This window comes from Allolucifera butyrica (assembly GCF_900476375.1).
GTDB classification, from domain to species: domain Bacteria; phylum Bacillota; class Negativicutes; order Sporomusales; family UPPP01; genus Lucifera; species Lucifera butyrica.
In genome coordinates this window covers 12,974-37,297 of the sequence record NZ_UPPP01000065.1, presented here as the reverse complement: position 1 = coordinate 37,297, position 24,324 = coordinate 12,974, and the positions used below count along the sequence as shown (strand labels likewise).

The following is a 24,324-nucleotide window of genomic DNA, read 5'->3' as shown; positions in this document are numbered from 1 at the left end:
GTTACTATAAAAATATAGGTTAAAACAAACGGGATTACGAGGAGAATTTTATGACTACGAAAATAAAAATAAAAGAACCAGAGCAATTATTGGCTCTGCCGGCCGGCAAAAATTGGGCCGTGTGGTGGAACCTGCTGCGCCCCCATACCCTGACGGCAGCTTTTGTTCCCGTTGCGATTGGTACTGTGCTGGCGCTGCCGCTAAAGCCGGTAAAGCTTAACTTGTTTTTTGCCATGTTGTTGGCCTGCATGCTGATTCAAGTTGCCACGAATGCTTTTAATGAGTATTATGATTTTGTACGCGGCTTGGATAATGAACAGTCCGTGGGGATTGGCGGCGCCATTGTCCGGGAAGGAGTTGCGCCGCACTTGGTTTTAACCTTGGCGTCCGGTTTTATCGTTGCGGCCTTATTTTTAGGATTCTATCTCGCATCGGCAACGAGCTGGTGGTTGCTGCCTATCGGCGCAGTATGTATCATGGCGGGGTATCTTTATTCCGGCGGACCCCGGCCCATTGCCGCGACTCCCTTTGGCGAAGTGGTTGCCGGCACTTTTATGGGACTGGTCATTATTCTGCTTTCCTTTTATATTCAGACCGGTTCCGTTACGTTGAGCAGTGTGCTTGTGTCAATTCCTGTGTCATTTTTGATTGGCGCTATCTTAATGGCTAACAACATTCGTGATTTAGAGGGAGACCGGAAAAACGGACGGCGAACGCTGGCCATTTTACTGGGCCATAAACGGGCCGTTGTTTGTTTAACCGTTATTTTCAGTATTGCCTATGTATGGCTTTTGGGGCTGGTTTTCAGCGGTGTTCTGCCGTGGGGGGCCTTGCTGGCCTTTGGCAGTTTGCCCAAGGCGATTCAAGCTGTTAAAGGGTTCCGGGGAAAAACAACGCCCCGGCAAATGATGCCGGCGATGAAAGCTACGGCGCAAACCAACACCCTGTTTGGCCTGCTGCTGGCGCTGGTGCTATTATTTCAATACAATTGACGCAGGGCAAAGGCGGCAGGCCCTGAAAAGCCATCTGAAAATGAGAAAAACAGGTCCGTACCTTTCTTATAAAGGTTACGGACCTGTTTTTATGTATCAGTCTTTCCCTTAGGGATTGATTTTTTCCTTAAAGGTTTGTTTACCGTCTTTCAATTCGATAATGACGGCGCTTTTTACCGGGTCATGGTTGGCGTCAACCGAGAGTATGCCGGTGATTAGCTGCAGATTCTTGGTTTGGGCCAAAGCGTCTTTGATCTTAACCGGATCGGTGCTGTTGGCCCGTTTTATGGCATCAATCAGCATACGGGCGCCGTCATAGCCGAGTACGGCGAAAGCATCCGGCTCCTGGCCGTATTCCTGCTTATATTCGGCAATGAATTTTTGGACCCGCGGATCTTTATCCTGGGACGAATAGTGGTTGGTAAAAAACGTATTATTCAGAGCGGCCGGCCCGGCAATATCCACTAATTTGGGTGAATCCCAGCCGTCACTGCCCAGTAATGGCGCTGTAATACCCATTTCACGAGCCTGTTTGACAATTTTACTGACTTCCTCATAATAAGCGGGGATATAAACGATGTCGGGATTGGCTGTTTTGATTTTGGTCAAGGTTGCCTTGAAATCCTGGTCTTTTTGCAGAAAAGCTTCTTTGTCTACGATTTGACCGCCATTTTTTACAAAAGCCGCTTCGAAATTCTTCGACAGACCTTTGGAATAATCGGAAGAACTGTCCGTATAAATTGCCGCTGTTTTGGCTTTCAGGCTATTGGTGGCAAAATTGGCCATAATCTTGCCTTGAAAGGGATCGGTAAAGCATGAGCGGAAAAGAAAATCTCTTACTTTGCCATTGGCCACGGTAATTTGTGGATTGGTACCGGTCGGAGTAAGTAGAGGGATTTTGTTATCCTCGGCAATCTGAGCGGATGCTAACACATTAGAACTGGCAGCCGGGCCGATGATTGCCACAACTTTATCCTGGGTAATTAACTTTGTTGTTGCATTGGCTGATTCAGACGGTTCCGATTTATTGTCGGCAACAACCAGTGTAAGCTGTTTTCCCATAATACCACCGGCGGCATTGGCCTGTTTAATGGCCAGTTTAATTCCATTGACGGTGGATTGTCCATATTGGGCTACTCCGCCGGTCAGTTCAAAATTGGCGCCGATTTTTATATCATTGGTTTGCGCCTTGTTACCGCCGCAGCCGGCCGCTACCGCAGTAAGAAGGGCTAACGCACCGGCCAAAAGGGTCATCTTTCTTTTCTTCATTGTCATCCTCCTGCATCATTAAACATAATTATTCAATTGTATTGGATGAAGCATTTTGTATTTTGGTAGTGCACACCGATTAAAGGTATAATGTATACATGTAACAATTATAGACCTCTTGCCATACCCCGTCAAAGCCGGTTAATTGGCAATTTGTTCTATTAACGTCCGTGGGAGACAAATATATGCTATATCCACGAGCAAAATACTTCCACATCAATTTTTCGCTTTATTGCGGGAATTTTGTGGCAGTTATCGGGAGCGGAAGGATATTTATGAAATGGTTGCGAATAGAAACGGAATAGGATGGGAAGGACATGAAAGAGTATCGAATTAAAAGTGGAGGAATGCTATGAATAAACAACAGTATTGGCAGTATTTGTACGTTGGGTTGGGGTGCCTTATCAGCAGCGCGTCCATCGACCTTTTTTTAGTGCCGCATCATCTGCTGAGCGGCGGTGTAAGCGGCATAGCGATGATATTTTATTTTTTATTTGGACTGCCTATTGGTGTGCAAATATTTTTGATGAATATACCCTTGCTTTTTGCTTCTTATAAATTATTAGGAAAAGATTTTACTATCCGGACGGTCTACGGTGCGATTATTTTTTCCGTTGCTGTAGACGCCTTGCAGTTTTTATCCAGTTACAGTCCTTTAGATGACCCGCTTTTGGCCGGATTGGCAGGCGGCGTGATCAGCGGGATCGGTTCAGGCATTATCTTTCGTGCTAATGGCAGCGGCGGCGGGCTGGATATCGTAGCGGCCATAGTGAAGAAGTACTATTCCTTTAATTTTGGTGCAGTCGGCTTTGCGGTCAATTGCGTGCTCATGTTGATCGCCGCCGTCCTGTTTGGTTTGAAACCCGCTTTTTTGACGTTAATTTCCATGTTTGTCGGTGCCAACGTTACCGATAAGGTCGTGGAAGGCTTTAATCGCAAAAAGACAGTATTTATCGTTTCCTATAATACAGAACAAATTGTCGAAGCGATTTTAAAAGAAGTGGGCCGGGGCGTCACCATTTTGAACGGGGAAGGAGCCTTTACGCGTCAGGAGAAACAGGTAATTTTTGTTGTGGTGAGTCTAACGCAGATTGCTAAGATTAAGTTGCTGGTGCAGGGAGCCGACCCTTGTGCCTTCATGATTGTCAGCGACGCGGCGGAAGTTATGGGGCGGGGCTTTACCTTGCCGGGAGCCCACCGGGTTAATTGCGAATAACTAGAGAGAGTAGGATCGGAGAAAAAAGACATCCGGATGATTAAATCCGGATGTCTTTTTTGGGCTTTTCAGCGCACTGAGCCCTGCGCCTTGAGCCGAAAAAACGCGCTAGCGGTTTTTCTTTGTGCCAAAACCGGTGGACTCCGCATAGAATATAACAAAAAAAAGGATTCTCCGACGGATGTTGCATTATCTGTCACATAAGACCGGGATTCAACATATATATGAAATAGAACATACAAAAGGGGGGAAAGTTTGTGGTGGACGATAAAGATCTCCGTCAGGCAAATTACTGGGGAAACCAGTGCACATTAGGCGAGCAAACCGGACCGCAGACAATCGTGGTACGTCAGATTATCGGCGAGCAACAGCAGCAAAAGGTTATGGATATTCATGTTGTTGTGCCGCGGCAGAAACCGGCTATTGAACAAATTATCGATGTTTTCGTCAAAGACGTGGAAGTCAATTCAGTAGATATCCTCAATGACCGGGTCATTGTCCGGGGCGATTTTGAAATTAAGGCTATTTATGTTGCTTGTGTGCCGGATCAAGCCGTACATGCCGTGGAAGTACGAAATGTGAAGTGGTCGCAGGATGTTACCATACCGGGAGCCCGCCGGGGCATGGATGCCGATGCCAGTGTGGTTGTCGACTTTGTTGATTATGATGTGCATAGACTAAGCCGTGCGTATAAGTACAAAAATTATGTACCTGATGAGGAGGATGACGACGAAGTCGAATGCTGCGAGACCGCCGCTCCTACCGCACCTGCCGCCGAAGAATGCGGTCCTGCTCCTGCTACTGAAACAGCAGCAGCAGCAGAGGAAGTCGTGGTCCAGATTCAGGAATGCAACCGGGAATTTGATGTTTCCATCGTGCTTACCGTCACGGCCAAGGTTATGGCGGACCGGGAAGTTATGCTCAGCCCCGCTGTGCCGCCCGCACCGCCTATGCCGCCTGTTGCGCCTAAAGGATGACAGGAGCTATGCAAGGTGGATAAAAAGGGGGGAGAAAGTTGGCTGAAAAACTAAGGCAAAACACCGGCAGTACTATGGGACCAGAAACGACAAACATGGATGAAACAATGTGCGGTTTTCCGCCGCCCGGTCCGGAGACAATTGAAGTAGAGCAGGTACTGGGCGCTAATTACGCTCAGCGGGTCGTTGAATTTGACATGATTGTGCCATCGCCCAAACCCGATATGGAGCAGATCATTGACGTCTATGTCAAAGATGTGGAAGTCAAGACCATTGATGTGATTAAAGACCGGGTCATTGTCCGGGGCGAATTAGATGTTAAGGTAATGTATGTGGCTAATTTGCCGGACCAACCGGTCCACGCGTTTGAAACCGAAGCTGTTCACTGGACACGGGATGTGGAAATTGACGGCACGATACCGGGAATGACTGCGTCGGCCGACGCGACAGTAGATTTAATTAATTATGATTTTGATCCGGCAACGCCGCGTCAGATGCATATTACCATTGTATTGAAAGTATGGGCCCGGGTAACGACGACAACCCAGATGGATGTATATCCCGTTCCTCCCGCCGGTGAAATGGGAGTAACAGAAGGCCCCATGGCCGGTAATTTGGGTGCCGGCATGAATCCGGAAGCAACTCCGGCAATGCAGCCTAGCGGTTATTGTCCTGAGAATGTGATGGTTAGCGGCCCGGGAATTACGCCGACAGCGGGGACCTCAATGGCTCCTGCCGGAACGGCAACGGTAACTGGCAACCGTGTAAATGTCCGTACCGGCCCGGGAACTAATTTCCCTGTAGTTGCCAAGGTGAATAAAGGGGATGTTGTTACCATCAAGGACTCTGCTTTCGGCTGGTATAAGGTTGTACTGCCCGACGGGAATACGACCGGCTGGATCGCCAGTTGGCTGCTCGATGTAACGGGAATCACAACAACCAAGGGATAAATGCTGATGCGTAGAGGCCGCAACCAGGTTGCGGTCTTTTTGCTTTTTCCTCACGTCAAGAGCGAAAAAAGGATTTTTGAGACGAAACAGCCAATATTCCGGATATATAATGTTAGGGGGGGCTAAGAGATGGATTGGACCGGAATTTTTTGGCTGCTGTTTTTAGTATTTAGCATTTGGCCCATGCTCAAACAACAGAATATTGAAAAAGCCAGGCTCCGGCTTGTGCGCACCTTTGAGGAGAAACGCGGCTCACGCTTAATTACGCTGATCCATCGACAGGAGGCGATCAGCCTGTTAGGGGTGCCGATCAGCCGGTATATCAATATTGAAGATTCTGAGCAGGTTTTACGGGCTATTCGTCTGACCCCAGACGATATGCCGCTGGATATTGTTTTACATACGCCCGGTGGGCTGGTTCTGGCATCGGAGCAGATCGCTCATGCCTTGACGAGACATAAGGCTAAGGTAACTGTGTTTATACCCCACTACGCCATGAGCGGCGGCACAATGATCGCTTTGGCCGCTGATGAAATTGTCATGGATTGCAACGCCGTTCTGGGACCGGTAGATCCTCAACTGGGCCAGTATCCGGCTGCCTCCATCCTTGAAGTGGTTAAACAAAAGAAAATTAACCGGATTGATGATAATACGCTGATTTTGGCCGATATGGCCCAAAAGGCAATGAAGCAGGTGGAGGAATTTTTAACGACTTTGTTGTTGAATAAATTGTCGCCGGTGGAAGCCGGACAGTTAGCTCATACCCTGACGGAAGGGCGCTGGACCCATGACTATCCAATTACTTGCGATAAGCTGGCAGCAATGAACCTGCCGGTTAATCCGGATTTGCCGCCGGAAATTTACGATTTGATGGAGCTTTACCCGCAGCCGGCGCAGCGCCGTCCCTCAGTCCAGTATATTCCCGTTCCCTACAGTCACCAGGATGCCAAGAAAAGCCGCTGACGCGGCTTTTCTTTTTTGGACACATTCATCCCCAACCCCCAAAACCCAATTCTCAATTACCAAAAAAACGCGTCAAGCGGTTTTTCTTATACCTTTTTTGTACCTGGCGCATATACTGTACTGAATTGTTATAGTCCCATTTTTCGCAGTCCCCTGCATTGCCACCATAAGTTCAGGATGCGAAATGTGGGATAGTCGACAAGGGGGTAAAAATGTGTTAGTTGCCGTAGAATATATGGGACCAATGGGAGTTGGTGTAACGACACCGCAAGTATTCCGGGCAGACAATCACAAGCTCTATGTCGTAAAATTGCAGAAAAACCGTATGGGCGCTAAAGTTCTGGTCAATGAATGGCTGGCCGCCCGTATCGGTCAGATGATGGAACTGTGTTTTCCGCCCAGCGACTTGATAATGATCAGTGACCGCTTATTAGCCGGCAATAAATATAGACAGGTTAAAGGCATGGCGCCGGGACCTCATTTTGCCTGCCAATATATAAGTTCCACCCGGTATGTGGAACGGTACAGTCTTTCGAAGGCCATTAATAAAGAACAAATGGCCGGCGTCATTTTATTCGACCATTTGTTTCATAACTGGGACCGGATATGGAATCGCAAAAACCTCTTAATTCGCCGGGAAAAGGAAGGTTACCGGGTTTATGCGATCGACAACTCTCATTTATTCCGGCGGGGTGTGTGGAATATTGAATCACTCAGGACACTGGCCGGAGAAATTAAAGTGAATCACCGGCGTGCTTATGGCATGTTATTGAAGCACTTTTTGTCAGCCCGTCATTTTCAGCCTTATGTGCGGAAATTTGAACAGATTACCGATGAGGAACTGGCTATTTTGGTGGATGATATCCCTTGGGAATGGCTGCCACGGGAAGATGAGCGGGAGGCCTTGTTTTTATTTTTGCTGACGCGGCGGGATATGGTGAAGGAAATAGCCTCCCGGCTGTGTTCTCTAATCCCGGATGTACACCGGCGTACCGACACTGACTAAAACAAATAATTCTTCCACATTCTCGTTGTACATGCGAATGCAGCCATGGGAGACCATTTTTCCGATCAGCCAGGGAGCACTGGTACCATGAATACCATACGACGGCAAAGTAAGACCCAGCCAACGGGTGCCCAGCATTCCGCCTGGGTTTATTACTTTGGTGGCAACAGCGTAGTTGCCTGACGGAGTGGGGGTTGACGGCTTACCGATCGCTACCGGAAAATGACGGAACGGGCTGTTGCCGTTGAACAGGGTGAGTTGACGGGTACTCTTGGTAATAAGAATGTTGGCCCGGGGCAAGGCAAAATTGCTGCGCATTTTGTTTTTTACCGGAACCACTTCCCAGGTAACCGCCTGTTCAAGACGGCAAACCGTAATAGGATTTACGTTGCCGGTGACTTTTAGGTTTTCTCCTTCCTGAAACAAAGCTACCGCTTCCTGCGTTGCGGCGTCATATTTGCCATGGTATTCACCCTGATAGAGGCCACGATTTTTTAGTAATGTCTGGATTCTATTTAGCATTGGGTGAACGGAATCTTCAGTAAAGACAACTCGTTTTACACTGCATGGCGGATAGAGTATCCTGAGATCCATCCTGGAACCTCCTTTAATTATGGGCTTATTTTATTTGCCATATTATATGAAAGCAAAGCGGAGCAGGTGTTTTTCCCAGAGATTTTTGTATAAATATTAGGTGTCATTGGCAAAAATAGCATTGTATGACTGAATGACGGAGGTTATGCATGGGAGATAAAGTAACAGGAAATTTGTTGATTATCGGCGGCAATGAAGACAAAACAGGCGATTGTCTAATATTAAAAAAGTTTATAGAAATGGCCGGCGGCCGGGATGCTAAAATTGCAATTGTGACAACAGCGACGGAATATCCCCGCGAGGTAGGCGACCAGTACCGCCAACTGTTTTTGGCCCTGGGAGCGGAAAGTGTTGTTATTTTATATATAGCCGACCGGGAGATGGCCAATACCCCCCGCCAGACAGCGGAAATCGAGACCGCTACCGGCCTGTTTTTGACCGGCGGCGACCAGCTTCGTCTTACCAGTATCCTGGGCGGCTCCGAAGTTGACAACGCTTTGCGCCGCGCCTACAGCCGGGGCACGGTGATTGCCGGTACAAGCGCCGGCGCGTCGGTGATGAGCGACACGATGATTGTCGAGGGAGATTCGAATGATACGCCAAAAAAGTCCACCCTCAGCATGGCGCACGGGATGGGCTTGCTGGAGGAAGTCGTGGTTGATCAGCACTTTGCCCAGCGGGGCCGGATTAACCGGTTACTGGCGACGGTGGCGCAAAACCCGTATATTCTCGGTGTCGGAATTGACGAAGATACTGCTTTAGCTGTGACACCTGATGCCAGATGCGAGGTGATTGGCTCGCAGACAGTGACAATTATCGACGGGAAACATATAATGTACTCCAATATTTCCGAGTCCCAAACCTATGAACCGCTGGCGATTACCAATGTTTTGCTGCATATTCTGCCGGCCGGTTTTGGTTATGATTTAAAGCGGCGGCGGCCGTATATCTGTGGTTCTTAAAGGAGGCTTATTCATGCAAGTTCTGTCGGTGCGCGTACTGGAGGGGCCTAATGTGTACAGTTATCGCCCGGTACTTAGGGTAATGCTGGACATTGGCGAGTATGAGAATATACCCAGTAACGCCATAGACGGGTTTATTGACCGTGTGCTGGAATTGCTGCCCGGTCTGCAAACGCATTGTTGTTCCCGGGGAAGGGAGGGAGGCTTTGTGGAACGGTTGGCCGAAGGAACCTACCTGGGGCATATTTTCGAGCATGTGGCTTTAGAAATACAGAATCTGGCCGGCTACGATGTCCGTTTCGGCAAAACGCGCCACAGCGGACGGGACGGAGTATATGACGTTATTATCGGCTATAGCGTGCAGGCAGCTGCAATGCAAACCGTAGCGGAAACAGAAAAATTGCTGCTCGCCGTATTAGGCCGGCAGGAATTTAGCCTGAGCGAGGCAGTGAACAAGGTACGGGCGGCAGCGGAACGGTACCAGTTAGGGCCGAGCACTCAGGCTATTTATGAGGCGGCGGTAAAACGCAATATCCCAGTTACGCGGATCGGTGCGGAAAATTTACTGGTTCTGGGGTATGGCTGCCGTCAGCAGAGAATTTGGGCCACCATTACCGGCAAAACCGGGGCGTTGGCGGCGGACTTGGCCTGCGACAAATATCTGACCAATCAATTTTTGGTTAACAACGGGATTCCTGTACCTTTTTCCCTGCTGGTGGAAGATGCGGCACAGGCAGTCCGGGCTTGGCAGCAGATAGGCGGCTGTGTTGCGGTCAAGCCTCTGAGCAGTAATCAGGGAAAAGGCGTAACAGTGAAAATCAACAGTGCCGCCGAAGTAGAGCAGGCCTTTGCGGTGGCGAGTCAATATGACCGGCGGGTATTAGTGGAGGAATATATAACCGGCCGGCAATACCGCTTGTGTATTGTAGGTTATAAAATGGTAGCCGCTTCCGAACGCATTCCGGCCTACGTCATGGGGGACGGTGTTCATAACGTGGCTGAACTGGTGAATCGGGTCAATGAAGATCCAAGGCGGGGCGAATACCATGAAAAGCCGCTGACTAAAATTAAATTAGACGACATTGCCAGGATGGTTTTGGACAAGCAGCAATTTACCGGCGCATCGGTGCCGGCAGCGGGACAAGTTGTTTATTTACGGGAAAGCGCTAATTTAAGTACCGGCGGTACGGCTGTGGATGTAACCGACATTGTTCATCCCGACAATGCCCGGCTGGTAGAAAGAGCGGCCCGTATCGTCGGCCTGGATATTGCCGGCATCGATGTGGTAGCGCAGGACATTGCCCGCCCCATTTCCCGGGAAAACGGCGCCATTATTGAAATAAATGCCGCGCCTGGTATCCGGATGCATCATTTTCCTTATGCCGGCAAACCGCGGGATGTGGCCGGTGCTATTGTAGACCACTTATTTCCCGCCGCCGGAAGCGGACGGATTCCGATTACGGCCATTACGGGTACTAACGGCAAAACAACGGTAACCCGGATGATCAGCCATATTTGGCAATTGGCCGGTTATAAAGTAGGCATGGCGACAACGGAAGGAATTTATATTGACGGCTATTGTGTAGAACGGGGGGATACCACCGGTCCCCGGAGTTCCCGTAATGTATTGACCGATCCCCTGGTGGAGGCGGCGGTGTTGGAAGTGGCCCGGGGCGGCATTGTACGGGGCGGGCTGGCATTTGATACCTGCGATGTGGGGATTATTACCAATATTACGGAAGATCATTTTGGGCAGGATGGGATTGAAGATTTGGAGGATCTTTCTTATTTAAAATCCCTGATTATTGAGACGGTGAAGCCGGAAGGTGCCGCCATTTTAAATGCGGATGACCCTTATGTTGTCTCGCTGCTTCCCCGGGCGCGGGGCGAGATCGTTTTCAGCAGTATTTACCCGGACAATATTGTAGTTCGCAGACACTTGGGAGCGGGCGGCAAAGCTTTTTTGGTAAAAGACCATATTATTTATGCCGCTTGCGGCAGCCTGGCCCGGCCGGTTATTCATGTGGCCGATATTCCGGTAACCATGGGCGGTATTGCCACCCATAATGTGCAAAACGCTGTTATAGCCGCTGCTGCCTGCTATAGCTATAATATCCCTTTGGCATATATCCGCAAAGGACTGTCGACCTTTGAGCATAATCCGGGACGGTTGACCGTCGAAACATTCGGCCAGTTCCGGGTCTGTGTGGATTATGGCCACAATCCGGCCGGCTATCAGGCCCTGCTGGCAACAGCCGGCAGGATGGGGGCTTCCCGGCTGGTCGGTGTGATCGGCGCACCCGGCGACAGGCGAAATGACGTACTATTGCATATAGGCCGGATTGCCGGGCAGGGTTTTGACGTTATTTATATTAAGGAAGACGCCGATCTTAGAGGGCGGGCGCCAGGCGAAGTGGCCGTCCTGCTGCAGCAGGGGGCACTGGATTCCATGGCGCCGGAAAAGATGCACATTGTGCTGGAGGAAGGGCAGGCCGTGCTGGCGGCGCTGCAAGCAGCCAAGGCCGGCGATCTGATCATCGTATTTTACGAAAAATATGACCGGATCATGAAGGTTATCCAAGAGTTCCGGCAACGGGAAGAAATGGTTTCTCTCCCTTCGCAGCCGGTGGACCAAGTCATTGTGGCCAGCGGCAGTATTCTGTAAAAATGGGATAGAGCAGGGAAGTATTAGAAAAAAATCCGGGCCGGATGCAGGCGAAAGCTTCCATAATGTAGAATTATACATCAACTTTATCGTATGTGGAGGTGCGCTTATATGGAAAACGTCCAAACCGGCCAGGAATTGCAGTTGGTTATTTTTCGTCTTTCCCAGGAAGAATATGGCTTACCGATTACTAAAGTACAGGAAATCAATCGCTTGGTTCCAATAACAAAATTGCCGCAGACTCCGTCGTTTGTTGAGGGAATTATTAATTTGCGCGGGCGGATTATTCCGGTTATCGACCTCCGCAAACGCTTCCAGCTGCCGATGCTGGAACATAGTGATGATACAAGAATTATCATCGTGGAAGTCAACGGCCAGACCGTCGGCATTACGGTGGACGCTGTGACCGAGGTAATCCGTCTTGCCGCCGATGCCGTAGAACCGCCCCCGCCAACGTTTGTGCTGGACAGCCAGTATATTCATGGCGTGGGTAAGGTTGAGGGACGGCTGGTTATTTTATTGGACATTGATAAAATTTTAACGACGCAGGAAGCAATCGCCCTGCGGGAAATGAAAGTCTGATATCATGTCTCTGATTCTAAAGGCATATGCTAAGATTAATCTGGCATTGGACATTCTGGGCAAGCGCGACGACGGATATCATGAAGTGGCTATGATCATGCAATCCATTGATTTGGCCGATATTGTCCGTCTTACCCCGAGGGGAAGCGGAATCACGCTGTCCGTGGATGTTTCCGGATTAAGTGACGGAGAGGATAATCTGGCTTACCGGGCCGCTAAGCTGCTGGCCGATACTTACAATGTCCGGCAGGGGGTTCATATTGCTCTCGAAAAACACATACCGCTGGCAGCGGGTTTGGCCGGCGGCAGTACGGATGCAGCAGCAGTGCTGAAAGGACTGAACACCTTATGGAATTTACGCCGGAGCTCGTCCGAACTGGAGAGGCTGGCGGCTTCCCTTGGCTCGGATGTACCTTTTTGTCTTCACGGCGGAACCATGTTGGCTACCGGGCGGGGGGAAGTGGTATCCCCCCTGCCCGACTTGCCTTTCTGCTATTTTGTGCTTGCCAAGCCGCCTGTGGAAGTGTCTACCGCCTGGGTTTACCGGCAATACCGGGCAGAGGCGGTGAAGGAGCATCCGGACCTGGCGGGAATGCGGGCGGCATTGACGGAAAAGGATTTGCAGGGAGTGGCGGCGCGATTTTCCAATGTGCTGGAAAGTGTAACGATTCCGGCTTATCCGGCCGTTAATGAACTAAAAACAAGATTGCTGCATTGTGGAGCCGGGCATTGCCTGATGTCGGGCAGCGGACCAACGGTGTTTGGTTTGGTCCGCTGCCGGGAGGAAGCCGGGCGTATTGCCGCCCGGCTGCAGGATGACCAGGGAACGCGGATTATGATAGCGCGCAGTGTAGCAGATGGGGAGGGAGAAAATGGAGCGGCGATTATTGCCGATTAGACTGGACAGTTACAAACCGTTGCGGGAAGTGGTCAGTGAAACGCTGCGGGAAGCCATTATCAACGGGGTCTTAAAGCCCGGGGAGCGTATCATGGAGATCCAATTGGCAGAGGAACTGGGCGTTAGCCGGACACCTGTCCGGGAAGCCATCCGTAAATTGGAACTGGAAGGCTTTGTGGTTATGATGCCAAGGCGTGGTACCTATGTTGCGGATTTATCGATTAAGGATGTCAATGAGGTATATGAAATCCGGACAGCGTTGGACGTGCTGGCGGCAGGACTGGCTGCCGAACGGATCACGGAAGAGGAACTGGAACAGATGGAACGCCTGCTGGTGGAAATTGGCGAGTATATTGACCAGGAGGACGTAGATAAGATTGTTGAGGCAGACAGTAAGTTTCATGACATTTTGTATCAAGCCTGCCGTAACGACCGTCTGGTAGGAATTATTAACAACCTGCGAGAGCAATTTACACGTTTTCGCAGCATTTCCATGGCCTTTCCCGGCCGCTTGAAAAATACCCTGGAGGAGCACAGCCGCTTGGTAGAGGCAATTGCACAGCGTGATGGCGAAGCAGCTCAGCGAGTGGCCCGGGAACATATGGAAAATGCGGAACAGGCTTTACTGATGGATATGAATGCCCGTCGCCAGAGTTAACGGATGGAACCGGACGGCGCCGGCTCATTAATAGTTTCTATGTATCGTTTAGGAGGATCGCACCTATGTATGATGCCCTGATTCTGGCAGGCGGACAGAATAATAAGCAGTTGAGCCGGTTTTCTTCACAGTCCTATGAAGCGTTAATTGATATTGACGGTAAACCAATGGTTACGTTTGTAGTTAATGCGCTGCTGCAAAGTCGTCAAGTCGGACGGATATTAGTGATTGGGCCGGCTCGGGAACTGGGGCAATGCGGTTTTCCTTCCTCCGTCATTATCGTCGAAGGCGGCGCAACCATTATGGACACGATCGCGCTGGGTATGGAGGCACTGGGCCATAGTGACAAGGTACTGGTGGCTACGGCGGATATTCCCTTGCTTACGGCGGATGCGGTTGATGATTTTATCGGCCAGTGTTCCGGGGGAACAGCCGATTTATATTATCCGGTCGTTCCCAAAGAGGTCAATGAACGCCATTATCCCGGAAATCAGCGTACCTATGTACGGTTGAAAGAAGGGGTGTATACAGGGGGCAATTTGTTTTTGGTGGATCCCCGGATTGTACCGCATTGCATGGACCTGGCCCGGAAAATTATTGATAATCGCAAACGTCCGTTTAAATTATGCCAGATGTTGGGCTGGACGTTCGTTTTTCGTTTTTTGGCGGGGACACTGCGGCTTAGAGAGGTGGAAAGGCGGGTTTCCGAATTATTGCATATCAGGGGGGCTGTGATTCAATCCCATTATCCGGAACTGGGCATTGATGTGGATAAACCAAGCGATCTGGAAATGGTACGCACCGCCGTTAAAGCGCCGGTATAAAAGACACAGAGCATTCTGTGTCTTTTTTTACAGTAACAGAAAGTATAACTTTTCAGATTGTTTCCAAATAACACATTCTTTTTAAGAAAGCCGAAAAGTAAAATACTTTCCTTCCATTTGAAAACCCTTCGGGTTTTTCTTACAATATTTTTTTAACGGGGAGCAGGAATTGTCAGGTCTATAGAGAATCTGAACAAAAATATTTTTATCAGTGGTAATGTTCGTTGTTATCCTGACAATGGAGGATTAGGTTATGGAGAAAGTACGGAGAATGGAGCGGGTCGTGGCCTTGACGAAACTGTTGGTGGATAATCCCTGCCACTTGTTTTCCCTTACTCAGTTCAGTGATATGTTCGGAACGGCGAAGTCCACTCTGAGTGAGGATATGGTAACAATCCGGGACGGGCTCGGCCGGTGCGGTTTTGGAACATTGGAAACGGTAGCCGGTGCGGCGGGCGGCGTGCGTTTTTTACCGTATCGCAGCGGTGACGGGACCAACCGGTTGCTGACGGAGTTGGCGACGAAGCTGGCAACTCCCGACCGCATGATTCCCGGCGGTTTTTTGTATATGCTGGATATTTTATTTACCTCTTCGCTGATGGTCCAGGTAGGAGAAATATTTATGACCAAATTTCACCGGAAATCACCCGATTATATTATGACCGTAGAAACTAAGGGAATTCCCCTGGCTTTTATGACGGCCCGGGCCTTTAACCTGCCGCTGGTTATGGTGCGACGGGATGCCAAGGTGACTGAAGGGTCTACGGTCAGTATCAATTATGTAACCGGTTCATCCAAACGGATTCAGACTATGTCGCTGCCGAAGCGGGCTATCCGTCCCGGTAGCAAAGTACTGATCATTGATGACTTTATGAAGGCGGGCGGTACGGCCCGGGGAATGATCGACCTGGCCGGCGAGGTGGGAGCGGATGTCGTAGGGACCGGCGTATTAGTTGCTACCGCGGAACCGCAGAAAAAACTGGTGGAAGATTATTTGGCCTTGCTTATTTTACATGACATGGAAGAGCATACTAAGACAATAGATATCCGGCCGGCGTTTACCGACTGAACCGGCGGAAGCGATTGCAAGGAGGCAGGGTCATGCAAGGGTTACGATTGGAAGACATTGAACAGGCCTATTCCATTTTACGGGGCGTGATTCACCACACCCCTCTTGACCTCAGTCAGACATTTAGTTCGATGACTGGTTCCGAAGTGTATCTTAAACTGGAGAATTTGCAGAAGACGGGTTCGTTTAAAATACGGGGCGCATATAATAAAATCCAGACCCTTAGCGATGCGGAAAAGGAAAAAGGCGTAATTGCCGCCTCCGCCGGCAATCATGCCCAGGGAGTTGCTTATGCTGCGAGAGCGGCGGGCATTAAGGCCACCATCGTCATGCCGGAAGTTGCCCCACTGGCCAAAATCATGGCGACCAGAGGCTATGGGGCCGAAGTGGTGTTAAGTGGCAGCGTCTACGACGAAGCATTCCGGAAAGTGGAAGAAATTCAGGCGCAAACCGGTCAAACCGTGGTGCATGCCTTTAATGACCGGGCAGTAATTGCCGGACAGGGAACGATCGGACTGGAAATACTGGAGGATCTCACCGATGTTTCGGCCATTGTCGCTCCGGCCGGCGGCGGTGGTCTTCTGGCTGGAATTTCCATGGCGGTCAAGGAAATGGCTCCCCATGTCAAGATCTATGGAGTACAGGCCAAGGGAGCGCCGGCTATCTATATGTCCAAGCGGGCCCATGAATTGAAAACAACACCGGATGCAGTGACTATGGCCGACGGAATTGCCGTAAAAGAACCGGGAAATTTAACCTTTGCCATTATTGATAAATATGTTGATGATATGGTGGTTGTGGATGACGAAGCCACGGCAGGTACCATTCTGATGCTGCTGGAACGGGCCAAAATGCTGGCTGAAGGGGCCGGAGCCGTTTCTCTTGCTGCTATTTTACATAATAAGATTCCTGCAAAAGGGAAAATCGTTAGCGTTATTTCCGGCGGTAATATTGATGTGAATTTTATTTCCCGGATTATTGAGCGTGGTCTGGTGAAAGCCGGACGGCGTGTACGGATATCCACGCTGGTGGTTGACAGGCCGGGAGCGTTGCAGCGGGTGCTGTCCATCATTGCCAGGCTGCAGGCCAATGTGATTCATGTATATCACGACCGGGTGGAACGGGCCGTACCGCTGGGGCAGGCCGTCATTGAAATCGGTCTGGAAACCAGGGATGCCTTACATACGGAAGAGATCTTATCCGGCCTGAGGCGGGAAGGATATGTGGTAGAAGTGTTATAAAGCAAGAAGAGACTGCTGAAAAAGAGGTAGCTACTGCTTTTAAGCGGGCTCAAGAAAGCTGTTCAAACTTGCATAGCCGGTTCGGACGCCGTCCGGAAACCCGCTGGCCTAGTTAGGAATGGCTTTTTCCTTATTTGCCGCAGCAATTTTATGAAATTTGCATTTTTCACTCAAAAGGAATATAGCCGATTATGTCGAAGAGAATAAAGGCTTTTGTATAAATGAGTCAAACTAGTTACCATGGCGGGAGACGGATTAAAGCATGATATGCTAAAGTCTACCCCAACAAGGAGGAACGGAAATGTCTGATATGGCAGCGGTAATTCTGGCGGCGGGAAAGGGCACCCGCATGAAGTCGGCGTTACCCAAAGTGCTGCATACCGTAGGCGGCAAACCGATGGTGCAGCATGTGCTGGAGGCGGCAAAAAAGGCTGGTGCCGGCAGGAATCTTGTGATTATCGGTTTTGGCGCGGAAAGTGTGGCGGAAGCGTTGGACGGCCGGGCGGAATTTGTTGTACAAACGGAACAGTTGGGAACAGGTCACGCCGTTATACAAACTGAAACGAAACTGGCCGATTTTGAGGGTACGGTGATGGTACTGTGCGGGGATACTCCTCTTTTACGGGGGGATCTGCTGGCAGACCTTCTGGCCGCTCATCGTGAGGCGCAGGCAGTTGCCACCGTATTGACGGCGCGGATGCCCGATCCGACCGGATATGGGCGGGTGATCCGGGACGCCGGCGGGCAGGTGAAAAAGATTGTTGAACAAAAAGACGCCGGTCCCGGCGAACTGGCCGTCAACGAAATCAATACCGGGATTTACTGTTTTGAGCGGGCCCCGCTGTTTGATGCCCTGTCGGGCATTACCTGTAATAACAAACAAGGCGAATATTATCTAACCGATGTCATTAGCATTTTAGTAACCCAGGGCGCCAGAGTCTGGGCTATGGAAGCGGCCGATTACCGGGAAACCATGGGGATCAATTCCCGGTTGCAGCTGGCGGAGGCGGAAAAACTTCTGCGACGGCGTAAGCTGGAGGAACTGATGGACAGCGGTGTAACCATTATGGACCCGGACTCTACCTTTGTTGATGAACAGGTAATAATTGCGCCGGATACGGTCATTTATCCTTTTACCTGGCTGGAAGGAGCGACGAAGATTGGTTCCGGCTGTACGATCGGTCCTAATAGCCGGCTGCAGGATACCCTCGTCGGCAATAACGTCACACTTCATTTTTCGTATACTCATCAATGTTCAATAGAAGATAATGTGACCGTTGGTCCTTACGTGCATCTCAGACCGGATACAGTGTTATCCCGCGGCGTTAAGGTGGGTAATTTTGTGGAAATCAAGAATTCCCATGTCGGAGCGGGCAGCAAAGTTCCCCATCTCAGCTATATTGGCGATACCGACATGGGAGCCGGAGTGAATATCGGGTCAGGCACCATTACTGTAAATTACGACGGCAAGCATAAACACCGGACAACAATTGAAGATCATTCTTTCATTGGCTGTAATACCAATCTGGTTGCGCCGGTGACTGTAGGGTGCGGCGCTTATGTAGCCGCAGGTTCCACCATCACCAAAGATGTGCCGCCGGACGCCCTGGGCGTTGCGCGGGCACGCCAGGCCAACATTGAAGGATGGGTCGGCAAGCATAGAAAGTAATCTGGAGGTTTAATAATGTTGAAAAATGATAAAAGGCTCCGCATCTTTAGCGGCAATGCCAATCCGGCCTTAGCGGAAGAAATTGCCGCTCATCTGGGTCTCGTTGTGGGAGATGCTTATGTCGGAAGGTTTAACAACGGGGAAATACAGGTCATGATTGACGAAAGTGTGCGGGGAACTGAAGTATTTATCGTTCAACCGACTTGCCAGCCGGTCAATGAGAATATGATGGAACTTTTAATTATGGTGGACGCTCTGAAACGGGCTTCCGCCCGCCATATTACCGCCGTGGTCCCATATTACGGTTATGCCCGGCAAGACCGCAAAACCCGTGGCCGGGAGCCGATTTCGGCCAAACTGATGGCCAATCTTTTAACAACGGCCGGCGTTACCCGGGTAGTGACCATGGACTTGCATGCCGGTCAGATTCAGGGCTTCTTTGATATTCCCGTGGATCATCTGCCGGGAGTGCCGATTTTAGCGGACTATATCAGCTCTAAGCAACTGGAAGATATTGTAGTTGTATCCCCCGACCTGGGCGGTGTAACCCGGGCGCGGCAATTGGCCGACCGGCTGCACGCTCAGATTGCTATTATTGAGAAACGGCGTCCGGCGCCGGGAGTGGCCGAGGTTATGAACTTAATCGGCAGCGTGGAAGGTAAAAATGCAGTCATTATTGATGATATTGTCGATACGGCCGGTTCTCTTACGGAAGGAGCCAGAGCGCTGGCCAAATACGGAGCAAAGGATATATACGCCTGTTGCACCCATGCTGTTCTCAGCCCTCCGGCGGTCGAGCGGATCGAGGCCTCCAATATTTGCGAGCTCATTGTGACTAACACAATTCCCTTACCGCCGGAGAAACGTTCGCCGAAAGTGAAAGTGTTGTCCGTGGCGCCGCTGTTAGGTGAAGCCATCGTGCGCATTTTCGGCGAACTATCCATTAGTAAATTATTCGATGACTAAATATAATAGTGGTAAGATGATTAAACAATAGTGGTAACTTAGTGTGAGTAGTGATTGGGAAAAGGGAAATGAGAACGGAGCTTTCATTTCCCTTTTCCCATACCCAACCCAATCCCCAAAACCCAATACCCAATTACCAAAAAAAGGATGATCCTATGGACCGGGAAGCTTATGTTATTGAACAAGCGCAAAAAGAGGATATCCCTGCAATTGCCGCCCTGTTTACGGCTGCATTCCGGGAAAGTGTCCTCTATTATTGCGGTAGTCTGCCGGAGCCAAAAGCAATGGAGGATGTTTTTACCCTGGTAAGGGAGAGCGAACCGGAGGCTGCTTTGGTGGCCCGTACGGCAGCCGGCGGGATCATAGGTTATTGCTTTGCGCCGTCTGAGCTTTCCGGGCTGTGGCGCCGGGGGATCTGCGGCGGCCATTTGTTCTTTTGGGCCTGGCGCTGGCTTACAGGGCAATATGGTTTCCGGTTCCGGCCGTTATTGGTCATTTTAGCCGGTAAGATATCCTTTTTCCGTTCCGCCTTGACTCCGGCGAAGGCTGCAGATGCCCGTATTTTATCAATTGCTGTGGCAGAAGATTGGCGTGGACGGAAAGTGGCGCAACAGTTAATGCACCATGCCTTACGATACTTAGAGTGCCGGAAGGTATCCAGGGTGCGTCTGGAGGTACGGCCGGATAACGGACCGGCAGTTCGGGTTTATGAAAAAATGGGTTTTGTTGCCGGTGGAATGACCAGGGATTGCCAAGGTCCCTGGCTCATCATGTTTAAAGAAATGGGGCGGCGCCATGTTTGATCTGAATATCCGGCTCATCAGCATGCTGGGGCTGTTGACCGTCGTAACGGTTACCGGGCTGACTCTTGATTATCTGCAAATCTTGCGGCGTCCTGTCCGCCTGGGCTTCTGGGTAGCTATCCTGGGAATCGTGATTGGTTTTGTACTGACAGTTTACGCTGTTTTGCCGGGCAATGATTTTTATGGCGCTGTTTTTTCCCGGATAAGTACCAAAGAGAAAGTGGTGGCGCTGACTTTTGATGATGGCCCGTATCCGCCCTATACGGGACAAATATTAGATATTTTGCGGGAGTATAAGGTGCCGGCCACTTTTTTTGTCATTGGCCGGAACGCCGAAAAACATCCGGAACTGGTGAGGCGGATTCTGGCCGAAGGTCATCAGTTGGGGAATCATACCTATGATCATGTGGATTTGTTGAAAGCCGACAAAAAAACCATTGCGTACGAAATTGACCGGGCGAATAAGGTGATTGCCGCTATTACCGGTCAGGTGCCGCACGTCGTGCGGCCGCCTCACGGTTTTCGGGACCCCGTGGTTATGGAAGTTATGAACGAACGGCATCTTAAGGTAGTGGAATGGTCGGTTATGAGCCGGGACTGGACCAATCCGGGCGTCGATGTTATTGTCTCGCGCACGCTGAAGGGGGTAAAGAATGGTTCCATTATTTTACTGCACGACGGGGACGGTATCGAGGCATCCCAATCCCGGGCCCAAACGGTAGAGGCAGTGCGACGGATCATAACCGAACTTTTGTTGCGGGGGTATACCTTTGTCACGGTAGATGAAATCTTAGCAAAAACGGGTGATTAGATGAAGATTATTGTTGGATTGGGCAATCCCGGGGCGGAATATGGTGCAACCCGCCATAATGCGGGATTTATGGTCGTGGATGAATTGGCGGGGCGCTGGCAGCCGGTAGCCTGGCGGGAGCGGTTTGACGCCCTTGTGGGCGAATGCCGGGGCAAAGAACCGGTGCTGCTGGTGAAACCGCAGACCTATATGAATCTAAGCGGCCAGGCTGTTGGAGCGTTGGCCCGCTGGTACAAAACGCCGGCGGAGGACATTGTGGTAGTATATGACGATCTGGATTTGCCCGTTGGCAAACTGCGGTTGCGACTGAAAGGCGGTTCCGGCGGTCACCGGGGAATTGAATCACTGCTGGTTCATCTGGGACAAGATACGTTTGGACGGGTACGGGTCGGTATCGGGCGGCCGCCGGCGGGCTGGGAAACGGCGGACTACGTCTTGGGACGGTTTACGGCTGACGAAGCACCGATTATGAAAGAAACCATTGCCCGGGGAGCCGATGCTGTGGAAAGTATTCTAAAACATGGTTTCAATAAAGCGATGAATGGATTTAATAAGTAGGTGGTTATTTGCTAACAGCACTTTATGCCGATAAGAACGGGGAGATTTTTGACGCACCGGGCTGCCTGGCTGTGGGCAGAACGGGAAATCAGGAACGGATTCTGTCATTGGCGGATATGATTCCGCTGCCGGAAGGCGCCGAGTTGATGTACTTGCCGGGCCGTATTCCTCTGGCGGGCAAACAGGGCAGGATTCAACCGCTGACAGGGCGCCGGCTGGCCGTGGCGGCAATGCTGCCGGTCGGGTATACCCGCACCTATTTGCCGGCTTATACCAAACAGGATGGGGCATCGCCCCTGCCGTTATTTGGCTATACCGCCGCTGCTTTGTATAAAGATCAAATTTATGTAGCCGCCACGAAAAGCGATGACAATGCCAAATGGCATCCCTACCGCTTTAACACGCCGGATTTGCGGCAAAAGGTAACCCGGGTCAAACGGGATTTGCCCGGCAGCCGGATTGTGGCTCAATTGGCCGACTGCGCGCTGAAATGGCATTGCTGTACGGCGCAAAATTTATTTTATCGCCGTTGGGAAGCGGGAATTCCCGTATCGCCTGCCTGCAATGCCAATTGCCTGGGCTGCATTTCGTTGCAGCCGGCCGAATGCTGCCCGTCGCCACAAAGCCGTATCCAGTTTGCTCCCACGGCGGAAGAAATTGCTGCGGTTGGAATCTATCATCTGGAATCTGCGCCGGATGGCATGATTTCCTTTGGACAAGGCTGTGAAGGCGAACCTTCTCTCGCGGCCGGAGCCATTGCGGCGGCGATTGAGCGGATCCGTTCCCGGACCGGCAGGGGAATGATTAATATCAATACCAATGCCGGCTTCACCGGGGGGATCCGGCAGATTGTAGATGCCGGCCTCGACAGCATGCGGGTGAGTATGATCAGTGCTATCCCCGAACAGTATCAGCGGTATTACCGGGGCAATTACCACCTGGACAATGTCCGGGAGTCGATCCGGTATGCAGTGGAAAATAAAGTGTATGTTTCGCTGAACATGCTCTTTTTGCCGGGCTTTAACGACCGTGAGGAGGAAGTGCGCGCCTGGAAAGAGTGGCTCGGCACTACGGCCGTCGACATGGTACAACTGCGCAATTTAAATATGGACCCGGATTTATTTCTGCCCCTTATGCCGCCGCCGGCGGGTAAAACGCTGGGTGTACGCCGCTTCATTGAAGACCTTGCGGCAACCTTCCCACGGATTGCCATCGGCAGTTTCAGCAAATATTGGCGTAACATCTAAAATAAGAGTCGCCGCCGGCGACTCTTATTTTTTGCGCCCTGAGCTTTTCTTAATCTTTTCTAAAAAGAATTAAAAAGTTATAAAAAAATTGCAGGAATTCAAGGCGATGTTGCGAATAATAATTATATAACTTAATAAAGTACCTAAGAAAGTGGGGGAGAGAATGCAGGGATTGCCGAATTTTAATTATAAAGTAGCCAGTGGGGCCAATGAATCGGTGGTCATGAACGTCATCCGGCGGCGCGGCCCGATATCCCGTGTGGATATTGCCAAATTAACCGATTTAACTCCTCCCACTGTTACCAATATTACCAACAAACTAATGGAATGGAATTACATTACGGAGTACATGATCGGAGAATCAAGCGGCGGGCGAAGACCGGTGCTTCTTAAGGCCAATCCGGACTTGGCGGACCTTGTCGTCATTAAGGCCCGCTCCCGGGAAATCGTCGGCTATCTGATCAATGGCGGGTTTGAAATTAAAAAACAAATCAGCCATAGCATTAAAGATGTCAAGCAGGAAGACGCCTTATCCCTTTTGCTGGAGACGATTGAAGCATGCTTGGCGGAGTCGTCCTCGACCGTTGCGGCGGTCGGCATTATTGTGCGCGGTCCGGTAAAATTTTCCGAAGGAATTTCCGTATTTGCCCCCAATATCGGTTGGCGGAATGTCCCTCTAAAATTTATTGTGGAGGATAAATTTCACATTCCGACTTTTGTGGAAAACGATGTGCAGGCTATGGCCCAGGGCGAATATTATTACGGACCCGACAGGGAAGCGAAAAGTCTGATATTTCTGGGAGTTTCTTACGGTCTGGCCGCCGGCATTGTGATCAATGGGGAGCTGTACCGGGGATTGAGCAACAGTGCGGGGGAATTTGGTCACACTACGGTGGATGTGGCCGGGCCGGTTTGCAGCTGCGGTAATTATGGCTGTCTGGAGGCGCTGGCTTCGGAAGCAGCCTTAGTCGCCGCTATGGTTAAATCAATTAAGGAAGGGCGTGACTCCCTGGTTTGTGATCTGGTCGACGGGGATATGGAAGCGGTGCGGGCGGAACATGTTTATCAGGCGGCCGAGCAGGGAGACGAGCTGGCAGGCCGGATTTTGCGCCAGATTGCCCGCTATCTTGGCATCGGTGTGGCCAACATCATTAATATTTTTAATCCGGAAATGGTGATTATTGGCGACGGAATTGTCCGCGGCCGGAAGTTTATCGAAGAGACGATGCAGCAGACCATCCGGGAACGGGCGCTGGAAAGCTGTTACGGGCCGGCCAGTATCCGGTTTTCCGCTACCGGGGATGAATCGATGCTGAAAGGCATTGTGGATTTGGTCTTGCGGAACATTTTATAGTTAGCTTTGTGTTTGCTGTAATTTTATATAAATCCCAATATTATAATGAG

At 50.5% G+C, this 24,324-nt stretch carries 23 protein-coding genes; 21 read left to right on the top strand and 2 right to left on the bottom strand.

What is annotated here, in order from left to right; genetic code table 11:
* Nucleotides 1-50: 50 nt before the first annotated feature.
* A complete protein-coding gene (locus LUCIF_RS08865; protein WP_122627515.1) occupies nucleotides 51-992 on the top strand; it encodes a 1,4-dihydroxy-2-naphthoate polyprenyltransferase in 942 nt (313 codons plus the stop codon).
* Nucleotides 993-1,100: 108 nt separating this feature from the next.
* Here LUCIF_RS08865 and LUCIF_RS08860 read toward each other — a convergent pair whose 3' ends face one another.
* A complete protein-coding gene (locus LUCIF_RS08860; RefSeq protein ID WP_122627514.1) occupies nucleotides 1,101-2,261 on the bottom strand; it encodes an ABC transporter substrate-binding protein in 1,161 nt (386 codons plus the stop codon).
* 352 nt (nucleotides 2,262-2,613) lie between these two features.
* Between LUCIF_RS08860 and LUCIF_RS08855 the strand changes: the two genes are divergently transcribed.
* The 5 genes from LUCIF_RS08855 to LUCIF_RS08835 all read left to right on the top strand — a co-directional run bounded on the left by LUCIF_RS08855 (nucleotide 2,614) and on the right by LUCIF_RS08835 (nucleotide 7,373).
* A complete protein-coding gene (locus LUCIF_RS08855; protein WP_122627513.1) occupies nucleotides 2,614-3,477 on the top strand; it encodes a YitT family protein in 864 nt (287 codons plus the stop codon).
* 257 nt (nucleotides 3,478-3,734) lie between these two features.
* Nucleotides 3,735-4,454: a DUF3794 domain-containing protein gene (locus LUCIF_RS08850; RefSeq protein ID WP_207857291.1), complete on the top strand. Its 720-nt coding sequence runs from the start codon at nucleotides 3,735-3,737 to the stop codon at nucleotides 4,452-4,454.
* A 38-nt stretch (nucleotides 4,455-4,492) separates the two neighbouring features.
* The gene (locus tag LUCIF_RS08845; RefSeq protein WP_122627512.1) at nucleotides 4,493-5,404 is read left to right on the top strand and encodes an SPOCS domain-containing protein; all 912 of its coding nucleotides are present in this window, start codon (nucleotides 4,493-4,495) and stop codon (nucleotides 5,402-5,404) included.
* A 129-nt stretch (nucleotides 5,405-5,533) separates the two neighbouring features.
* Nucleotides 5,534-6,367 carry an SDH family Clp fold serine proteinase gene (locus tag LUCIF_RS08840; RefSeq protein WP_122627511.1) on the top strand — a complete coding sequence of 278 codons (834 nt, stop codon included), beginning with the start codon at nucleotides 5,534-5,536 and terminating at the stop codon, nucleotides 6,365-6,367.
* Nucleotides 6,368-6,581: 214 nt separating this feature from the next.
* Nucleotides 6,582-7,373 carry a HipA family kinase gene (locus LUCIF_RS08835; protein ID WP_122627510.1) on the top strand — a complete coding sequence of 264 codons (792 nt, stop codon included), beginning with the start codon at nucleotides 6,582-6,584 and terminating at the stop codon, nucleotides 7,371-7,373.
* On the opposite strand, the gene LUCIF_RS08830 is transcribed toward LUCIF_RS08835, so the two are convergent.
* The gene (locus tag LUCIF_RS08830; RefSeq protein WP_122627509.1) at nucleotides 7,335-7,967 is read right to left on the bottom strand and encodes a L,D-transpeptidase family protein; all 633 of its coding nucleotides are present in this window, start codon (nucleotides 7,965-7,967) and stop codon (nucleotides 7,335-7,337) included. The two genes, LUCIF_RS08835 and LUCIF_RS08830, sit on opposite strands and share 39 nt — an antisense overlap.
* 149 nt (nucleotides 7,968-8,116) lie before the next feature.
* Between LUCIF_RS08830 and LUCIF_RS08825 the strand changes: the two genes are divergently transcribed.
* The 15 genes from LUCIF_RS08825 (at nucleotide 8,117) to LUCIF_RS08755 (ending at nucleotide 24,274) form a co-directional block, all read left to right on the top strand.
* Nucleotides 8,117-8,929 (top strand): cyanophycinase, encoded by an 813-nt coding sequence (locus tag LUCIF_RS08825; RefSeq protein ID WP_122627508.1) that lies wholly within the window; start codon nucleotides 8,117-8,119, stop codon nucleotides 8,927-8,929.
* 13 nt (nucleotides 8,930-8,942) lie between these two features.
* Nucleotides 8,943-11,594, top strand: a complete 2,652-nt coding sequence (cphA, locus tag LUCIF_RS08820) for a cyanophycin synthetase (protein ID WP_122627507.1) — start codon at nucleotides 8,943-8,945, stop codon at nucleotides 11,592-11,594.
* Nucleotides 11,595-11,705: 111 nt separating this feature from the next.
* Nucleotides 11,706-12,176 carry a chemotaxis protein CheW gene (locus LUCIF_RS08815; protein ID WP_122627506.1) on the top strand — a complete coding sequence of 157 codons (471 nt, stop codon included), beginning with the start codon at nucleotides 11,706-11,708 and terminating at the stop codon, nucleotides 12,174-12,176.
* A gap of 4 nt (nucleotides 12,177-12,180) precedes the next feature.
* Entirely contained in the window at nucleotides 12,181-13,074 is an 894-nt protein-coding gene (gene ispE / locus LUCIF_RS08810) for a 4-(cytidine 5'-diphospho)-2-C-methyl-D-erythritol kinase (RefSeq protein WP_122627505.1), read from the top strand.
* A complete protein-coding gene (locus LUCIF_RS08805; protein ID WP_122627504.1) occupies nucleotides 13,049-13,732 on the top strand; it encodes a GntR family transcriptional regulator in 684 nt (227 codons plus the stop codon). The genes ispE and LUCIF_RS08805 overlap by 26 nt, the downstream gene beginning before the upstream one ends.
* A gap of 65 nt (nucleotides 13,733-13,797) precedes the next feature.
* Nucleotides 13,798-14,556 carry a nucleotidyltransferase family protein gene (locus LUCIF_RS08800; RefSeq protein ID WP_122627503.1) on the top strand — a complete coding sequence of 253 codons (759 nt, stop codon included), beginning with the start codon at nucleotides 13,798-13,800 and terminating at the stop codon, nucleotides 14,554-14,556.
* A 253-nt stretch (nucleotides 14,557-14,809) separates the two neighbouring features.
* Nucleotides 14,810-15,625 (top strand): pur operon repressor, encoded by an 816-nt coding sequence (gene purR, locus LUCIF_RS08795; protein ID WP_122627502.1) that lies wholly within the window; start codon nucleotides 14,810-14,812, stop codon nucleotides 15,623-15,625.
* A 32-nt stretch (nucleotides 15,626-15,657) separates the two neighbouring features.
* Nucleotides 15,658-16,866 (top strand): threonine ammonia-lyase, encoded by a 1,209-nt coding sequence (ilvA, locus tag LUCIF_RS08790; protein ID WP_122627501.1) that lies wholly within the window; start codon nucleotides 15,658-15,660, stop codon nucleotides 16,864-16,866.
* Nucleotides 16,867-17,167: 301 nt separating this feature from the next.
* Nucleotides 17,168-18,535, top strand: a complete 1,368-nt coding sequence (glmU, locus tag LUCIF_RS08785; RefSeq protein ID WP_122627500.1) for a bifunctional UDP-N-acetylglucosamine diphosphorylase/glucosamine-1-phosphate N-acetyltransferase GlmU — start codon at nucleotides 17,168-17,170, stop codon at nucleotides 18,533-18,535.
* Nucleotides 18,536-18,550: 15 nt separating this feature from the next.
* Nucleotides 18,551-19,501, top strand: a complete 951-nt coding sequence (locus LUCIF_RS08780) for a ribose-phosphate diphosphokinase (RefSeq protein WP_207857289.1) — start codon at nucleotides 18,551-18,553, stop codon at nucleotides 19,499-19,501.
* Nucleotides 19,502-19,656: 155 nt separating this feature from the next.
* Nucleotides 19,657-20,304 carry a GNAT family N-acetyltransferase gene (locus tag LUCIF_RS08775; protein WP_122627499.1) on the top strand — a complete coding sequence of 216 codons (648 nt, stop codon included), beginning with the start codon at nucleotides 19,657-19,659 and terminating at the stop codon, nucleotides 20,302-20,304.
* Nucleotides 20,297-21,115, top strand: coding sequence for a polysaccharide deacetylase family protein (locus tag LUCIF_RS08770; protein ID WP_122627498.1), 819 nt, complete (start codon nucleotides 20,297-20,299; stop codon nucleotides 21,113-21,115). Before LUCIF_RS08775 ends, LUCIF_RS08770 begins: the two co-directional genes overlap by 8 nt.
* Nucleotides 21,116-21,673 carry an aminoacyl-tRNA hydrolase gene (gene pth / locus LUCIF_RS08765; RefSeq protein ID WP_122627497.1) on the top strand — a complete coding sequence of 186 codons (558 nt, stop codon included), beginning with the start codon at nucleotides 21,116-21,118 and terminating at the stop codon, nucleotides 21,671-21,673.
* An 8-nt stretch (nucleotides 21,674-21,681) separates the two neighbouring features.
* The gene (locus LUCIF_RS08760) at nucleotides 21,682-22,920 is read left to right on the top strand and encodes a radical SAM family protein (protein WP_122627496.1); all 1,239 of its coding nucleotides are present in this window, start codon (nucleotides 21,682-21,684) and stop codon (nucleotides 22,918-22,920) included.
* 151 nt (nucleotides 22,921-23,071) lie between these two features.
* Entirely contained in the window at nucleotides 23,072-24,274 is a 1,203-nt protein-coding gene (locus LUCIF_RS08755; protein ID WP_207857287.1) for an ROK family transcriptional regulator, read from the top strand.
* The last annotated feature ends 50 nt before the right edge of the window (nucleotides 24,275-24,324 follow it).

Coding starts and splice junctions, on each gene's coding strand:
- LUCIF_RS08865 (WP_122627515.1), top strand. CDS start 51: ATGACTACGAAAATAAAAATAAAAGAACCAGAGCAATTATTGGCTCTG.
- LUCIF_RS08860 (WP_122627514.1), bottom strand. CDS start 2,261: ATGAAGAAAAGAAAGATGACCCTTTTGGCCGGTGCGTTAGCCCTTCTT.
- LUCIF_RS08855 (WP_122627513.1), top strand. CDS start 2,614: ATGAATAAACAACAGTATTGGCAGTATTTGTACGTTGGGTTGGGGTGC.
- LUCIF_RS08840 (WP_122627511.1), top strand. CDS start 5,534: ATGGATTGGACCGGAATTTTTTGGCTGCTGTTTTTAGTATTTAGCATT.
- LUCIF_RS08830 (WP_122627509.1), bottom strand. CDS start 7,967: ATGGATCTCAGGATACTCTATCCGCCATGCAGTGTAAAACGAGTTGTC.
- LUCIF_RS08825 (WP_122627508.1), top strand. CDS start 8,117: ATGGGAGATAAAGTAACAGGAAATTTGTTGATTATCGGCGGCAATGAA.
- cphA (WP_122627507.1), top strand. CDS start 8,943: ATGCAAGTTCTGTCGGTGCGCGTACTGGAGGGGCCTAATGTGTACAGT.
- LUCIF_RS08815 (WP_122627506.1), top strand. CDS start 11,706: ATGGAAAACGTCCAAACCGGCCAGGAATTGCAGTTGGTTATTTTTCGT.
- ispE (WP_122627505.1), top strand. CDS start 12,181: ATGTCTCTGATTCTAAAGGCATATGCTAAGATTAATCTGGCATTGGAC.
- LUCIF_RS08805 (WP_122627504.1), top strand. CDS start 13,049: ATGGAGCGGCGATTATTGCCGATTAGACTGGACAGTTACAAACCGTTG.
- LUCIF_RS08800 (WP_122627503.1), top strand. CDS start 13,798: ATGTATGATGCCCTGATTCTGGCAGGCGGACAGAATAATAAGCAGTTG.
- purR (WP_122627502.1), top strand. CDS start 14,810: ATGGAGAAAGTACGGAGAATGGAGCGGGTCGTGGCCTTGACGAAACTG.
- ilvA (WP_122627501.1), top strand. CDS start 15,658: ATGCAAGGGTTACGATTGGAAGACATTGAACAGGCCTATTCCATTTTA.
- glmU (WP_122627500.1), top strand. CDS start 17,168: ATGTCTGATATGGCAGCGGTAATTCTGGCGGCGGGAAAGGGCACCCGC.
- LUCIF_RS08780 (WP_207857289.1), top strand. CDS start 18,551: ATGTTGAAAAATGATAAAAGGCTCCGCATCTTTAGCGGCAATGCCAAT.
- LUCIF_RS08775 (WP_122627499.1), top strand. CDS start 19,657: ATGGACCGGGAAGCTTATGTTATTGAACAAGCGCAAAAAGAGGATATC.
- LUCIF_RS08770 (WP_122627498.1), top strand. CDS start 20,297: ATGTTTGATCTGAATATCCGGCTCATCAGCATGCTGGGGCTGTTGACC.
- pth (WP_122627497.1), top strand. CDS start 21,116: ATGAAGATTATTGTTGGATTGGGCAATCCCGGGGCGGAATATGGTGCA.